General features: G+C 64.8%; 18 protein-coding genes. 5 read left to right on the plus strand and 13 right to left on the minus strand.

Annotation, left to right across the window (positions count from 1 at the left end; all coding sequences use genetic code 11):
* Positions 1-88: 88 nt before the first annotated feature.
* Genes APY03_RS39950 through APY03_RS01720 form a run of 8 tightly spaced genes read right to left on the minus strand, consistent with a single transcriptional unit; the run spans position 89 to position 6057 of the window.
* Entirely contained in the window at positions 89-556 is a 468-nt protein-coding gene (locus APY03_RS39950; RefSeq protein ID WP_083944102.1) for a GNAT family N-acetyltransferase, read from the minus strand.
* Positions 553-1539, minus strand: coding sequence for an ABC transporter permease (locus APY03_RS01690; protein WP_068673319.1), 987 nt, complete (start codon positions 1537-1539; stop codon positions 553-555). Before APY03_RS01690 ends, APY03_RS39950 begins: the two co-directional genes overlap by 4 nt.
* Before the next feature lie 36 nt (positions 1540-1575).
* Complete coding sequence (locus tag APY03_RS01695) at positions 1576-3120, minus strand: sugar ABC transporter ATP-binding protein (RefSeq protein ID WP_068673322.1); 1545 nt, start codon at positions 3118-3120, stop codon at positions 1576-1578.
* Positions 3101-4078 (minus strand): sugar ABC transporter substrate-binding protein, encoded by a 978-nt coding sequence (locus APY03_RS01700; RefSeq protein WP_068673324.1) that lies wholly within the window; start codon positions 4076-4078, stop codon positions 3101-3103. The genes APY03_RS01695 and APY03_RS01700 overlap by 20 nt, the downstream gene beginning before the upstream one ends.
* A 30-nt stretch (positions 4079-4108) precedes the next feature.
* Entirely contained in the window at positions 4109-4603 is a 495-nt protein-coding gene (locus tag APY03_RS01705; protein WP_068673325.1) for a VOC family protein, read from the minus strand.
* Between the two features lie 12 nt (positions 4604-4615).
* The gene (locus APY03_RS01710; protein WP_068673327.1) at positions 4616-4912 is read right to left on the minus strand and encodes a putative quinol monooxygenase; all 297 of its coding nucleotides are present in this window, start codon (positions 4910-4912) and stop codon (positions 4616-4618) included.
* 34 nt (positions 4913-4946) lie between these two features.
* Positions 4947-5246: a hypothetical protein gene (locus tag APY03_RS01715; protein WP_197913171.1), complete on the minus strand. Its 300-nt coding sequence runs from the start codon at positions 5244-5246 to the stop codon at positions 4947-4949.
* Between the two features lies 1 nt (position 5247).
* Positions 5248-6057, minus strand: a complete 810-nt coding sequence (locus APY03_RS01720) for an NAD(P)H-dependent oxidoreductase (protein WP_068673331.1) — start codon at positions 6055-6057, stop codon at positions 5248-5250.
* A gap of 96 nt (positions 6058-6153) precedes the next feature.
* On the opposite strand from APY03_RS01720, the gene APY03_RS01725 reads away from it, so the two are divergent.
* Positions 6154-7068 carry a LysR family transcriptional regulator gene (locus tag APY03_RS01725; protein ID WP_068673333.1) on the plus strand — a complete coding sequence of 305 codons (915 nt, stop codon included), beginning with the start codon at positions 6154-6156 and terminating at the stop codon, positions 7066-7068.
* 100 nt (positions 7069-7168) lie between these two features.
* Here APY03_RS01725 and APY03_RS01730 read toward each other — a convergent pair whose 3' ends face one another.
* Positions 7169-7408, minus strand: coding sequence for a hypothetical protein (locus APY03_RS01730; RefSeq protein ID WP_068673335.1), 240 nt, complete (start codon positions 7406-7408; stop codon positions 7169-7171).
* Between the two features lie 142 nt (positions 7409-7550).
* On the minus strand, positions 7551-8258 hold the full coding sequence (locus APY03_RS01735; protein WP_068673337.1) for a hypothetical protein: 708 nt from the start codon (positions 8256-8258) through the stop codon (positions 7551-7553).
* A gap of 371 nt (positions 8259-8629) precedes the next feature.
* Between APY03_RS01735 and APY03_RS01740 the strand changes: the two genes are divergently transcribed.
* Both APY03_RS01740 and APY03_RS01745 read left to right on the plus strand, forming a co-directional pair.
* Positions 8630-9499, plus strand: coding sequence for a hypothetical protein (locus tag APY03_RS01740; protein ID WP_068673339.1), 870 nt, complete (start codon positions 8630-8632; stop codon positions 9497-9499).
* Between the two features lie 134 nt (positions 9500-9633).
* Positions 9634-10086: a hypothetical protein gene (locus tag APY03_RS01745; protein WP_146039671.1), complete on the plus strand. Its 453-nt coding sequence runs from the start codon at positions 9634-9636 to the stop codon at positions 10084-10086.
* A 9-nt stretch (positions 10087-10095) separates the two neighbouring features.
* Here APY03_RS01745 and APY03_RS01750 read toward each other — a convergent pair whose 3' ends face one another.
* Positions 10096-10908, minus strand: coding sequence for a helix-turn-helix transcriptional regulator (locus tag APY03_RS01750; protein ID WP_068673343.1), 813 nt, complete (start codon positions 10906-10908; stop codon positions 10096-10098).
* Between the two features lie 72 nt (positions 10909-10980).
* On the opposite strand from APY03_RS01750, the gene APY03_RS01755 reads away from it, so the two are divergent.
* Together APY03_RS01755 and APY03_RS01760 are read left to right on the plus strand one after the other, a co-directional pair.
* Complete coding sequence (locus APY03_RS01755; RefSeq protein WP_068673345.1) at positions 10981-11451, plus strand: DUF3237 domain-containing protein; 471 nt, start codon at positions 10981-10983, stop codon at positions 11449-11451.
* A 30-nt stretch (positions 11452-11481) separates the two neighbouring features.
* Positions 11482-12465, plus strand: a complete 984-nt coding sequence (locus APY03_RS01760) for a Bug family tripartite tricarboxylate transporter substrate binding protein (protein WP_068673347.1) — start codon at positions 11482-11484, stop codon at positions 12463-12465.
* An 11-nt stretch (positions 12466-12476) separates the two neighbouring features.
* Here APY03_RS01760 and APY03_RS01765 read toward each other — a convergent pair whose 3' ends face one another.
* Together APY03_RS01765 and APY03_RS42275 are read right to left on the minus strand one after the other, a co-directional pair.
* Positions 12477-12770 carry a GYD domain-containing protein gene (locus APY03_RS01765; protein WP_068673349.1) on the minus strand — a complete coding sequence of 98 codons (294 nt, stop codon included), beginning with the start codon at positions 12768-12770 and terminating at the stop codon, positions 12477-12479.
* A 389-nt stretch (positions 12771-13159) separates the two neighbouring features.
* Positions 13160-13411, minus strand: a 252-nt coding sequence (locus APY03_RS42275; RefSeq protein WP_198161203.1) for a hypothetical protein, incomplete at its 5' end; no start/stop codon positions are given.

Below are 13411 nucleotides of genomic sequence, written 5' to 3' on the forward strand. Positions count from 1 at the left end.
GACCACGTGCAGCTTCCTGCCCTCCCGCGCCAAGCCATCCGCCACCTTCTCGATCACGGCCCTCCGCCGCACGGCTTGCCCGCTGAGCTCAAGCGACCAGCAGCCCCAGCACGTACTCATCTACATAGCGTGGCTCATCGGCCCGCTTGTAGAACTGCCGCAGCGTGCCTTCGTGTACGAAGCCCAGCTTCCCATAGAAGCGCAGTGCTTGCGCGTTGTCGCTCTCGGCGTAGAGCTCGATGCGCCTGACGCCGTCGGCTTTGAGCCGCTCAATCGCATCGGTGAGCATGGTGTGCCCCACTCCTTGCCCCTGGCATCGTGGGTCAACCGCCAGGGCTCCAAGCAAGGCGACATGCCGCACTCGGCCCGGATAGCGGGTTGCCTTGTAGAGGCCGGCAAGCGCGCCATCGACTTCCCACACGTAAAAGCAACCGCTGTCGAGGAGCTCTGCGTAGCTGACCGGCTGGGCGGTTGCAGCGGTCTGACGGCACCGCGCACGCCGGAGGGCCGGCTGTGCGCCCGCCCGCCCTTGGGCTTGCCCTCTGGGCCCCGCTATCGGGCAACCCGTGTCCTGACGAGGACGGCCAGCAGCACCACGATGCCGTTGGCGACATCCTGGGCATACGAATTCACGCCCAGCAAGACCATCGCATTGCTGAGGACGACGATGAAAAGACCACCCAGCAAGGTTCCCAGCATCGACCCCCTGCCGCCGGACAGGCTGGCCCCGCCGACGATCACGGCGGTAATGACCGCGAACTCCACGCCATATCCAATGCTCGGCGTGGCGGAGCCCAGGCGCGACGTCATCAGAAGGCCGCTGATTGCCGCCAATCCGCCGGTGAGCGCGAAGAGCAGGGTGCGCGTGCGTTTGACCGGAATCCCCGAGAGGTGCGCGGCCTCCGCATTTCCGCCGATGGCGTACACCGAGCGTCCGAAAGCGGTGCGCGAAGCGACGACGGCGAACACCGCGAAGGTTGCGAGCATGAGCAGCACCGGCACCGGGACGCCCAGCACCGCGCCGCTGCCCCATACCTGGAAGCTCTCGTCGAGAATGGGGATCGGTATCGCGTCGGTCATCAGCATGGCCGCGCCGCGCAGCGCGGAGAACATCGCCAGCGTCACGATGAACGAAGGGATGTTGAACCAGGCCCGGATGGCGCCGGCGCCGGCGCCCATCGCCGCGCCAAGGGCGACGACCGCGAGCGCGGCGCTCCACAAGGGCAACTGGAATGGGCCTGCGAGCGTTCCGAACAAGGCCGATGAAAACGCGATCGCTGATCCGACGCTCACATCGATCTCGCCGGCAACGATGACCAGTGTCATGCCGTAGGCGATGATCCCGGTGAACGCGACCTGCCGCAGGATGTCGAGAAGGTTGCCGGCGGTCGCGAAGTTGGGCGCGAACAGCGCGGCCAGCATGCACAGCGCGATCAGCGCCGCCAGCAGGCCCTTGAGCTCCGCGTCAAGGCGCGCGAGCTGCTTCGCCGGGGCGGCGGTGCGAACCGCCTCGCCGGGGGTCATGGTTTCGGTGGTCATTTCATTGTCTCCATGTCTCTCTTGAATTCATCCGAATCAGTGCGCGCCGCCCATGGCGACGGCCATCACCTCGGCCAGGTCAGCGTGGGCGACACGGCGCTCGCCGACGATCTCGCCGTCCTTCATCAGCAGCAAGCGGTCGCACAGCAGCATCAGCTCCTCCATTTCCGAGGAAGCGACAAGCACCGCGGTACCTTGCGCTGCCAGTTGTTCGAGAAGCTCGTAGATGTGTCCCTTGGCTTCGATGTCGACGCCACGGGTCGGCTCGTCCAGCAGGAAGACCTTTACGTCGGCGGCAAAGCACTTGCCGAGCACGACCTTCTGCTGGTTGCCGCCCGATAACGTGCGAACCGGATCCGACAGGCTCGCCAGCTTGACTCCCATGCGCGACGCAGCCTCTTGCGAGAGCCGGGCCTGCCTGCGGTGCGACAACATCGAACGGTGCACGACCTTGTGCATTGACGACAGGACCAGATTCTTCGAGATGCTCATGTCCAGCACCAAGCCTTCCTTCTTGCGGTCCTCGGGTGCCAGGCCGACGCCTCGCCGGATCATGGCGCTCGGCGATCGGTCCAAAGGTTCCTTGCCGAAGATCTCGATCCGGCCTGCCGCGACGGGGTCGAGCCCATAGACGGCACGCAGCAGTTCGGTCCGGCCCGAGCCGAGCAGCCCTGCCAGGCCGACGATCTCGCCCTCGCGGACCTCGAAGCTGAGCCCCTTGAGCTTGCCGGAGGTCGACAGCCCGCTCACCTTCAGCGCCACATTGCCCGCCGGCCGCTGTCCACGCCGGTGCTGCACCGTGGCGTTGTTCTCCCCGGTCATGAGCCGCACGATGTCGGCCGTGGACGCACTGGCGATCGGCAAGGTATCGACATGGCGGCCGTCGCGCAGGACGGTGACGCTGTGCGCAATCCGCTGGATTTCGTCCATGCGATGCGAGACGTAGACGACCGCGACGCCCCGGGCCGAAAGCGTGCGGATGGCTCCCAGCAGGATCTCGACTTCCGAAGCCGGCAGCGAACTGGTCGGCTCGTCCAGGACCAGCACCCTGGGCCTGAACGACAGGCCGCGCGCGATCTCCACCAGTTGTTGCTCGGCGATGGACAGACTGCGCACCTTCGCCGCGGGATCGAGTTGCACTCCGAACTCGGCGAGCACTGCCGCAGCCTCGCAATGCAGCGCCTTGTGGTCGATGAACCATCCGCGCCGGTGGCTGCGCCAGCGGCCCAGGAGGATGTTCTCGGCGACGCTCAGTTCCGGCACCAGGCTCAGCTCCTGGTGCACCGTGGCAACGCCGAGGGCCATTGCGCGACCGGGCGTCAAGAGCTCCACCGTGCGCCCGGCGACCTCGAGCTCGCCGGCGTCCGGTCGTTCTGCGCCGGACAGGATCTTCACCAACGTCGACTTGCCCGCACCGTTCTTCCCGAGCAGCGCCCGCACCTCGCCCGCCGCCACTGCGAAGTCCACGCCCTTGAGAGCCTGGACTCCGGGATAGGACTTGACCAGCGCTGTTGCCTGGATCGCCTGGTCGGTCGCGGCCGGGAGTTGCCTGTCGTGCGGCTTACCGGCGGTCGGCAACATACTTGTGCGCCACGGCCGGGTTGTCCTTGGTGAATGTCGGCGATGGACTGTACTGGACGAAGTCGCCGACCGGCTGCCTGCGGGCGGCCCGGATGGCATTCTCGATGCCGCGCGCGCCCAGTTTGTACGGGTCCTGCCCGGTCGTCCAGTGCACGATGCCGTCAGGCGAAACGATCAGTTGCGCAACGTGGGCGTCGATGTCGATGCCGAACACCGCGACCTTCCCCGCGAGGCCCTTGGCCTTGATCGCTTGCGCCGCAGCAACCACGGCATCCTGGTTCTCGGCAATGAAGACATTCGCATCCGGATGGGCCGACAGCATCGCTTCCGCGATCGGCCGGGCCTTGTCCACCTCGTAGCCCTCCTGCTCTGCGAGGATCTTGATGTCCAGGCCGGCGAGTTCCTCGTTCAGCCCCTTGCGCCGCTGCTTGCAGACGTCGAAGGCCTCGCAGGTCAACATCAGCACCTTGGCCTGACCGCCCAGCTTGGTCTTGATGTACGCCGCGGCCGCCTTGCCCGTGGTGACGCCGATGCCCTTGTTGTCGCTGGTGACGTACGCCTTCACCAGTTCCTTGTCCTGCGGCGGGTCGATGCAGGTCGTGTAGCAGACCACCGGGATGCCGGCCGCCTTGGCTTGGCGCAAGGCGGGCAGGGAACCGGTGGGGGACACCGCCGACACCAGGATCGCGTCGACCTTGCGCGTGATGAAAGTCTGGATGTACTGCGCTTCCTTGGTCGCGTCGAAGCCGGCGTTCTGGATGATCAGCCTGGTGTTGTGCTTCTCGGCGAAGTCCTGGATGCCCTTGCGTGCTTCGGCGAAGTGCGGGTTGGCGAACAGCTCGACGACGCCGATGGTCAGCGGCTTGTCCGACTGCGCGAACGCAGCCGTGGCGCCGAGCGCGGCGGCAACCGCCAGCCCCCGCGTCGTGGTGATCCATGTCTTCTGCTTTGCATTCATTCTCTTGTCTCCTGTCGTGATATTGAAGATTCAAGCCATCTCGAATTGCCGGTAGGCCTCGGGGTCGAACCACTCCGATCCCGCCTTGACCCAGTTGTCGGGGTCGACTGTCACATCCGCCCGGTCCTCGTAGGCCGAGTGGAAATTCAGTTCGAACTGGATGCCGTTGGGGTCGTAGCAGAACAGCTGCCAAAGCGGGAAGCCGGGCACGGATCGCTCGCGGTAGGGGATGCCCAGCGCTCGGCAACGCTCGCGTGTCGCGGAAAAGCCGTGAGCCGACAACGCGATGTGGTCGATGGCGCCAGTGCCTGTCGGTACGCGCCCGTCGGTGCCGAGAGCCGCCTGGCCGGTGTAGATGTGGAAGATCGAGCCGCCGTGGGGTGTGTTCAGCTGCATCCAGTACCCGGGGAATTCGAAGAGCGGCCGAGGCGATTCGGACATGGCGAAGACCTGCTCGTAAAAGCGCTTGGTCGCTTCTGGCTTGCCGGTCTTGATGGCGATGTGAAAGAGGCTGGTGGCGGGCATGGCTGGCTCCGCTCAGAGGCCCGGGCGCACCATGTGGCCGCGGAAGATCGTCCAGTATTCGGACAGATCCTCGACCACGGCCTTGTACCGCGCGAGCTGCGGCGACTCCATGTGCCGGTCCCACAGCGCGCGGCTTTCCCACAATTCGGTGAAGACCCAGCTCTGCCCGTCCTCGGATTCATTCATCTCGTAGCGCAGGCAGCCTTCTTCGGCCAGGGTAGGCAACAGCAACGATCTGAGGACGGCGCGGAATTCGTCGGCCTTGCCGGGCTTGGCTTTGGCACTGCCGATGATGACGAGTGTGGACATGGGTGAGGTCTCCTGATGGTTCGTGGAAGAAGCGTCATGCAGCGGCGGCTGCGGCGAGGGCGTGGAATGCCGGGAACGGCTGGAGCGGGCAGTACTGCACGTCCAGCAAGTCCTCTTCGACATACGGCAGCGACGTGACGTAGTACTTGGCTTCCTCGAGGGTTCGCGTTTCCAGCTCCAGCACGGCGCCGGCACCTTCCAGCAGTCCATGCGCCGCGCGCACCGTTCCCTCCGCCATGCCCTGCCACACTGCCAGCAACTCGGGCTTGGACAGCCGTGCCAGGTGTTCCGCGTCCGCATCGGCGCGGCGGGTCAATATCACGATGGTCCTCATGTCACGCTCCGATCTCGGCCGGCTCATGTTCCATCTCCGTGTCGGCGATGTGCGCCAGCAGTCCGGTCCGGCCGGGCGCGACATGGCTGGCCAGCACGTGACGGTCGGGGTAGTCGCCGCCGTTCTGCGGCCGGAAGGGAATGGGCGCGTCCTCGAAGAGGCCGTCGAGCCGCAAACGCCACGCACGCAGCGCCTGCGCCACTTCTTGCTCGGTCATGCGCCCGGTGCCGTAAACCGCATACGTGGGCAACACATCGAAGCCGGGAAAGTACAACGTGCCGTGGGTGATCGGGAAGAGCAGCTCCTCGATCGGCCCGTTGATGCCCCGCGGCGAATAGTCGCTCGCCGGACCGCCGGCCGCCACGGCCAGCACGGCGCGCTTGCCCTTGAAGGCGCCATCGCCATAGCGGTAGGTGTTGCCGCCGTCCTTGTAGCCGTATGCAAGGCCGTAGGCCCACACGCGGTCCACCCAGCCCTTCATGATGGCCGGCATGCCGTACCACCACAGCGGAAACTGGAAGATGACGGCGTCGGCGGAAAGCACTTTGTGCTGCTCGGAGGCTACGTCGGCGGTCTGGCGGCCAGAGGCATAGGCATGCCCGGACTCCGCCACGAAAGACAAGCGCTGCAGGTCCAGCCGGCTCGGGAAGTCGTCCTCGTCGAACGCGGCCTTCCAACCCATCGCGTACAGGTCCGACTGCAGCACTTCATGGCCTTGTGCCTCGAGCGTCTGGACGGATGCATCGACCAACTGGCGTGTGAGCGACGTGGGCTCGGGGTGGGCATGGACGATCAGAACCTTCTTCTTCATGGTCACTTTCCATCGAGTGTTGTGGGTACGTGACCTAGTCTCGGTTGGCGCGCCCCATATGTGAAATCGAAGAACTGTTCGGCTACCATCCATCGCATGGATAGCAAGCGCCTCGACCTCAACTTGCTGGTCACGCTGGAGGCGTTGCTGGTCGAGCAGAACGTCACGAAGGCCGCCGCCCGCCTGCACCTGAGCCAGCCAGCGGTCAGCGCGCAATTGAACCGGTTGAGGGTCGTGTTCGCCGACCCGCTGCTTGTTCCCGCGCAGCGAGGGATGACGCCGACCACCCGGGCCGTCGAGCTGCTGGAACCGCTGCGTCAAGCCCTCGACCAGGTTCGCGCCACCGTTGCGTTGCAGGACTTCGACCCTGCGAAGGCCAAGCTGACCATCACGATCGCCTGCACGGACTACCTGCAGGCCGCGGTGGTCAAGCCACTCGCCCTGCACCTCAGGGCCAGGGCGCCTGGCGTGCGCGTGGCATTGCGCAACCTGGACGTGGCGCTGTTGGAGTCGCAGATGGCGCGCGGCGATGTCGACCTGGCGCTCATGACGCCGGGAGCCGCGCCGCCAAGCCTTCGCACCCGACACTTGTTCGATGAGCGCTACGTGCTCATCGGCCGGCGTGGCCATCCACGGTTGAGGGATGTGATCACCGTCGCAGAATTCGCGCAACTGGAGCACGTGATCGTGTCCTTGCGCGGCGGCGACTTCGAGACGCCGGTAGACGCCGCGTTGGCCGCACTCGGGCACAAGCGGCATGTGGTGCTGTCCGCCGCCTCATTCCTCTTCGTCCCCGACGTCGTGTCGCAGTCGGACTTCGTCGCCCTGGTTCCAAGGCGACTGGTGAGCGACCGTGCCGACAAACTCCAGTTCCTCGAACCCCCGTTCCCGGTCGAAGGATTCGCAGTGGGGATGGTGTGGCACGAACGCACTCACGCCCACAGTGCTCAACGCTGGATAAGGGAAGCTTTCATGTCGGTCATCGACAGCTGGCAGGCGAAGGCGGCATAGCCTCGGCACTCGCACTCGCACTGGCACTGGCACTGGCACTGGCGAGGCGCCACCTTCTCGCGCGTGTAGATCGAGAACACTGCCTCAGCGTCTTGAGGCCTCACCACCGCGGCCAATCGTCAGCCCGCTTCCGCTCCACCCGCGCGGCACCCCACACCACGTGCAGCTTCCTGCCCTCCCGCGCCAAGCTGTCCGCCACCTTCTCGATCACGACCCGCCGCCGCAGGCTGTTGCCCGGCACGTCCAGCTCCCAAAGCTCCAGGGAGCCGTCCGGCCTTTCCTCCACGAGCATGGAGAAGCCGCCAAGGCCATCGCGGTATTTGAGGGTGCGGCAGTACATCGGTGTTCGTGGAAGACGGGAGCGCCAGTGCGTAACCCCACAACCGCGAAAGTTCCCACTGCCCGGGCGCGCGGCAGGCGCCTTCGAGGGCGAGCCACGCGCCACCCCGCACCGCGAAGCTACAGCCGCGTGCAGGCGCGGTTCACGAATGCATCGCGGCCCGCACCGGGACCTGGATTCCCCAGGCGTCTTCCTCTTCAGGCAATCCACCCGAGTAGGCTTGGTGCGTCCGATTGTGGAACTCCGCCAGGTCAACCTTGTTGTTGTTGCCGCGGCTGAGGCTGAGCGCCTGCAGCGTGACCTCGCGGCCGCTGTCTCCGTAGACACTCGTGAACCAGCGTTTGGTGAGGGCAAGAATGGGATCACTTCCGCCCATCACGTCGCCGAGTGCTGTCGTGCAGACCGATTCCTTGATGAAGAGACGTGCAACGAGGTCGGGCGCAGTCATCTTGACGTTCTGTCCCGTGGAGTTCTTCTTGGGTTGGATGGCATCGAAGCGCGCCATGTGCCACCACTGCTCCGCATGGCGCCCCTCGTGATAGAACGTCTCGGCAAGGTCCACGAAGTGGTCGCTCCTTGCATCCACCACGCCTCGGCTGTCGCTGAAGAGGTCGTTGCTGATCACGATGGCCCAGGGCTGGAAGTCGAACTGGCCCAGCACGCCCGGCGGGAGGCCTTTCACGTCGAGGCCCGTGACGGGCATGTTCACGCTGCGGTGGACATTCGTGAGAGCGTCATGCAGGAAAGTCGCACGGTCCTGCGGACTTTTGCCTGGCCACTTCGCCGCAAAGTTGTTCTTGAGTTCGGTTGCATACGCATTGACGCACGCGGTGTCGGTCATCGTAACCATAGTCTCCTCCTGGGGAGTGTTGGGACTTTCGCAGAGAGTTGCGGTGAGTCCGGGACGCATTCCATCACTTACCGCGAACTTTTGCAAAGACTCTTCGAAAGACTCTTTCGCATTCGAAGCCCATGAGTGCAGGTCTCGCGCGCGGGCGCGAGTGCGGATATACCTCGCAGTCGGTGGCATGCGCAATATCTCGAAAGACCGAGCGGCGAGAGAAGATCATCAATACTGATGAGACGACTCGTGAAGAAGGCATGACATCGCTTCTCGCATCGACTTCGCGATGAGAAAGATATGTGTTGACTGCGCTTCATATCGGGAACACCATCGCCTCCGCCCGATCACCACCAGCAACATACGAAGGACGAATCATCATGGGACGCGCAGCCACACTCGAGGAAAAGAGCAAGAGCCAACAGGAAGTCATCGACCTGTTTGCACAGGAGACTACGCAGCTTCAGAATGCGCTGAAGCCGGAGGTTGACGCATTCAATGCGGAGACAGACAAGTTCTACGAAGACAAGAAGTGGAAGATGCTCGAACTGGGCTCCGGCACCAAGGCAAACTACTCCGACAGCGAGACTTTCTCTCTCGAGGGAATAGAGAAAATTCTCGGAACCTTTGCGACTGCGATCTTCGACCCGGCATCGGCCGTGAAGCCGCCGGAGGGAACGAAGGTGGACAAGGGTGCCCTCGACACAGTCGCTTCCGCAGGAATGGCGCTATCGACTTACGAGACGCTTGCTATCAAGGCGGCGACCGGGTTGGTCCTGAGTCTCTTCGGTGCATTCGACACCAGCACGAAGAAGGAAACGCATCTCAGCTCGACACATTCGATGCTTGCGCCAGGCCTCATGCTGCATGCCTACTCGGTCAACAGTTCGTTCACGAAATCGGACTTCTTCGGTGGGCGCGAAGTCATCGTGAGCCAAGCGACGTTCCGCCTGGTCTACAGCCTCGAGCAAGCCAAGGGCGTCGCAGAGATGGAAGTCATGAAGAGCATGACGGATCAACTGCATGACTACATCGAGCTGCTCGCAGGCTACATGGCGTCCTACAAGATCAAGTTCAAGGACATTTCGTACGCTATCGAGCATGCGGACCAGAAGGTCAGCTATGAAAAGGTCATTGCGGCGGCGCAGAAGAACAGGGACGACACTGCAGTGGAAATAGGAAAGTTCGTCCCGAAGGCGCCGGTCGTCGCGCTGGTCAATAACCTCCGTCCCTTCGTCGCCTTCGCCTAGCAAGCGCGCAGCTGGCTCAGGCTGCCGGCAAGTTGTTCGAATGCGGAGGTGACCCGGGGGGGCGGCAGAGATTCTGTTCGCCCCTCGCGTCAACCTGCACGCGTGCTTCGAGTTCTCGGTTCACGGAGGTTGCAATGAGTGTCATCAAACCCGACGAGTCCCGTCAAGGAACGACCGGACATCCACTGATGAATGCCACGAGTTTCTTCCTCTCACAACTCGACGCCATTGAAGTCCGGCTCGAAGGATACGCGGAGGCTTTCAGCGACCTGGGCTATTCCAGCACGCATCGAGACGAGAAGACTCAGGCCGAAGGCGATATCGCCGCCCTGCAAGAGACAGTGACATCCGCGGCTGGCCGCATCGAAGAGTGTCTCCGAATGACGATGATGGGTCTGCTCCAGAAGCAACTCGCCATCCAGCTTGCCTTCTTGAGTGACTACAACAGGCAGTACAAGGCAAAGTTTTCCGGAATCGATGCCTTGCTCAACGCTGCCGATGAGAGCGACGCGGCAATGGCCAGCATCCGCGCCACAGAGAAGGTCCGTGACGGCCTCTCGGCCAGGATTCAGACGATGCCATCTTGACTGGGCGCTTCAGGCGGGTCTGCCTGGACGAAGATGAGATGGCGGTTCGCCGGGCTGCGCCAGTATGAGCGCGAACAACTCGCTGCGGAAATGGATGCCGATCCGCGCGAAGGCGCGGTTGCGGTAGGTCTTGACGGTGGGCAGGCCGATGCCGAGGTCCGCCGCGATGCCCTCCTGCGACATGCCCTGGAGGATGCGGGTGCAGACATCGATCTCGCGCGCGCTCAACTCCGGCTGGAGGTCCAGCAGCCGCTCGCGCATGCCCGGCTTCGGCACCGGGCCGGCCAGCGCAATGTGCTTGCGCGCCAGCGCCATCAGCAGGCCGCCGAGCCGGCCGAACTCGGCGAGCTGGGTGTCGCTGAGCGCGCGCTGATGCCGATGGCGATAGAAGTTCAGCGCGAAGAGCGAGTGGTCGGCCTCGTGCTGGACCACCGACACGCGTTCGGCCACGCCGTGGGCCTCGTAGACCTTGGCGCGATGTTCGGGCGGGACCTCGCAAGCCGTGATGTGGCACAGGCGCAGCGCCTCGCCGGCGTGGCGTTCCACTGAGGGCGGGCGCGCCCGCAGGGTCCGGTCTCCCGCGATGGGACCGGAGAGATACGCACGCCAGCAATCGCGGGTGGTGTCTGGCACGCCCAGGCTGGCGCTGAAGAAGATCGCCGGCCGCGCGCCGATGCGGTAGACCGACACGGAGCCGAGCGGCAGCAGCTCGCGCAGGCCGTCGAGCAGGGTCGCGCCGAACCCGGGCTCGCCGAGGGTCGACACGGCCTCGGCCAGTCCGTGGGTGGCAGTGGGGGCAGGGTCGGCGGTCCAGGTGCGCATGGGGAAACGAGGGTTGTCCCGTCATCTTCCGGGATGACAGGCCCCTGCGGCCACCGGACTTACGCTAGCCGGATGACCGACCCGCTCGCACCGCCCGCGCTCGAATATTTTGCCGACCTCCAGGTGGACGTCGGCACGCCACAGGTGCTGGGCCGGGGGCCGGCCGGGATGCGCCGGGTGGTCGCGATCCACGGCGGCAGCGCACAGGGCGCGGGATGGCGCGCACGCGTGCTGCCGGGGGGCAGCGACTTCCAGTTGATCGCGAGCGAGACCCTGTCGATCCTCGACGCGCGGTACGGCCTGGAGACCGAGGCCGGGGAACTCGTCTACGTACAGAACCATGCGGTGCGCACCGCGCCCGCCGAGGTGATGTCCGCCCTGCTGCGCGGCGAGCCAGTCGACCCGGGCCGCATCTATTTCCGGTGCGTGCCGCGCTTCGAGACCGAGGCGCCGTCGCTTCTCTGGATCAACGAGCGCGTGTTCGTCGGCGTCGGCGTGCGGCATCCCGCGCAGGTGGTGATGCGCTTCTTCGCGCTGGCCTGATCGCAATCCAATTCTTGTTCTGGAGACATCATGAATCGACCTGCACGCCGCAGCCTTCTCGCCCTCTTGATCGGTGCCGCCCTGGTGCCCCTCGCGCATGGGCAGGCGACGGGCTACCCCGCCCGCCCGGTGCGCCTCATCGTGGGCTTTCCTGCGGGCACTGGCCCGGACATCGTCGCGCGGCTGCTGGCGCAGAAGCTGTCGGAGAACTGGGGCGGGCAGGGCGTGATCGTGGACAACAAGCCGGGCGCCGGCGGCCTGATCGCCGCGGGCGAAGCGGCGCGTGCGCAGCCCGACGGGTACACGCTGATGCTCGGCGAGACCGGCCAGCTCAGCATCGCCCCGAGCAGCTACAACAAGCTGCCCTACGACCCGCAGAAGGACTTCATCCCGGTGAGCCAGGTGGTGAGTTCGGACTTCGTGCTGCTGGTCAATCCGCAGAAGGTTCCGGCGAAGAACGTGAAGGAGTTCGTCGCCTGGACGCAGCAGCAGAAGGGGCTGTTCCTGGCGACCTTCGGCGCCGGCACGCCCGGGCACTTCGGCGCGTACATGTTCGGCGAGGCGGTGAAGCAGAAGCCCGAGCCGGTGCACTACAAGACCACGGCCGACGCGCTGGGCGGGCTGTTCAGCGGCGACGTGCAGGGCGTGTTTGCCAGCGTCGGGCTGGCCGCGCCGAACGTGAAATCGGGCAAGCTGGCCGCGCTGGGCACCACCGGCGCATCGCGCAGCCCCTCGCTGCCGGAGGTGCCCACGATCAAGGAGCAGGGCTATCCGACGCTGGAGTTCAACTCGTGGTTCGGCATCGTGGCGCCCGCCCGCACGCCGCCCGAGATCGTGGCGAAGCTCGGCGCCGACATCCAGAAGGCGGTGAGCTCGCCGGACGGCCGGCAGAAGATCGAGGACGCAGGCTTCCGCGTCACGGGCACCACCGGCGCGGAGTTCGCCCGCATCATCGCGGCGGACACGGCAAGCTGGGGCAAGGCCGTGGCGGCAACGGGCTTCAAGGCAGACTGAGCGCCACGCAACTACGGAAGCTTGGCGAGGATCTCGTCCATCTCGCTGCTCGTAAACGCGCGCAGCGATTGGAATCGGATATTGCCCTGCATGGCGATTGCGAGCGTGAACGCCGATAGCGCCTTCTCGTCTTCGCCCTCGACGATGGAGACAAGGTCGTACTCGCCCTGGGTCCACACAAGTTCGCGCATATTGACCCCGAACTTCTTCGCCGCTTCTCGCGCGGCCGCTGCGCGCTTGGTCGTGTCCTTGATCGATTGCAGGCCCTTGTCGGTAAAGCTCATCAAGCCAACGTAGGTGATCATGTCATCTCCTCGGTTCGACATAGACGGCCGATGCCATCTGCCTCGAACCGCCGCAGCCGTCAAACGCCGGTTCGAGCGCACTGGCAGTGAAACGGTCTGCAAGTCGTCGGCGAGGCGGAAACCGCAATGGACGCGGACCTCGCGCGGGGGCGGCAAAAGGAGTTCACTGGGAGAGCGGTTGGGATGCTACGCGCTTCAACGGCAATGGCAAGGTCCGGTGCAGCAGTTCGTGGTGGTCATGACCTTGCCTGCTTGAGCCCACCCGGGCTAGCGATCGCCATCGACCGGCGCGCCGGGGAACAAGCCCCGCGAAGTCGCAACCTTTTGCAGGTGCTGGATGCGCCGCCTCCGACACTGGCGCGATGGTTCAGCCTTGTCAGGCGAACTGGCTAGAGAGGCCAGTTCTCTCTTAGCCTGGCTAGCTCGCGCTCCAACGCGCGCAACTCTTCGTTGAACGCGGTCAATTCCGCAAGGGTGTAGTCAATGCTTTGCTGCGTGCCGGAGGGAAGTCCAATGACATTGACGACCTTGTGACGGTGCGCCTCGATGCCCCATCGTCCATGGACCATTTGATTACGCTGCACCCGAGCGGCATGCACATTAGCTACTTTCCGGCGCAAAAAGCGGCGGCCGCTTTCGAG

It is taken from the genome of Variovorax sp. WDL1, assembly GCF_001541225.1.
Taxonomy (GTDB): Bacteria; Pseudomonadota; Gammaproteobacteria; order Burkholderiales; family Burkholderiaceae_C; genus Variovorax.

What these genes read in the sequence shown, in the direction of transcription:
- APY03_RS01725 (WP_068673333.1), top strand. Translation starts at nt 6,154, where the DNA reads ATGGATAGCAAGCGCCTCGACCTCAACTTGCTGGTCACGCTGGAGGCG.
- APY03_RS01705 (WP_068673325.1), bottom strand. Translation starts at nt 4,603, where the DNA reads ATGCCCGCCACCAGCCTCTTTCACATCGCCATCAAGACCGGCAAGCCA.
- APY03_RS01720 (WP_068673331.1), bottom strand. Translation starts at nt 6,057, where the DNA reads ATGAAGAAGAAGGTTCTGATCGTCCATGCCCACCCCGAGCCCACGTCG.
- APY03_RS01755 (WP_068673345.1), top strand. Translation starts at nt 10,981, where the DNA reads ATGACCGACCCGCTCGCACCGCCCGCGCTCGAATATTTTGCCGACCTC.
- APY03_RS01700 (WP_068673324.1), bottom strand. Translation starts at nt 4,078, where the DNA reads ATGAATGCAAAGCAGAAGACATGGATCACCACGACGCGGGGGCTGGCG.
- APY03_RS01735 (WP_068673337.1), bottom strand. Translation starts at nt 8,258, where the DNA reads ATGGTTACGATGACCGACACCGCGTGCGTCAATGCGTATGCAACCGAA.
- APY03_RS01695 (WP_068673322.1), bottom strand. Translation starts at nt 3,120, where the DNA reads ATGTTGCCGACCGCCGGTAAGCCGCACGACAGGCAACTCCCGGCCGCG.
- APY03_RS01715 (WP_197913171.1), bottom strand. Translation starts at nt 5,246, where the DNA reads ATGAGGACCATCGTGATATTGACCCGCCGCGCCGATGCGGACGCGGAA.
- APY03_RS01710 (WP_068673327.1), bottom strand. Translation starts at nt 4,912, where the DNA reads ATGTCCACACTCGTCATCATCGGCAGTGCCAAAGCCAAGCCCGGCAAG.
- APY03_RS01740 (WP_068673339.1), top strand. Translation starts at nt 8,630, where the DNA reads ATGGGACGCGCAGCCACACTCGAGGAAAAGAGCAAGAGCCAACAGGAA.
- APY03_RS01730 (WP_068673335.1), bottom strand. Translation starts at nt 7,408, where the DNA reads ATGTACTGCCGCACCCTCAAATACCGCGATGGCCTTGGCGGCTTCTCC.
- APY03_RS01765 (WP_068673349.1), bottom strand. Translation starts at nt 12,770, where the DNA reads ATGATCACCTACGTTGGCTTGATGAGCTTTACCGACAAGGGCCTGCAA.
- APY03_RS01760 (WP_068673347.1), top strand. Translation starts at nt 11,482, where the DNA reads ATGAATCGACCTGCACGCCGCAGCCTTCTCGCCCTCTTGATCGGTGCC.
- APY03_RS01750 (WP_068673343.1), bottom strand. Translation starts at nt 10,908, where the DNA reads ATGCGCACCTGGACCGCCGACCCTGCCCCCACTGCCACCCACGGACTG.
- APY03_RS01690 (WP_068673319.1), bottom strand. Translation starts at nt 1,539, where the DNA reads ATGACCACCGAAACCATGACCCCCGGCGAGGCGGTTCGCACCGCCGCC.
- APY03_RS01745 (WP_146039671.1), top strand. Translation starts at nt 9,634, where the DNA reads ATGAGTGTCATCAAACCCGACGAGTCCCGTCAAGGAACGACCGGACAT.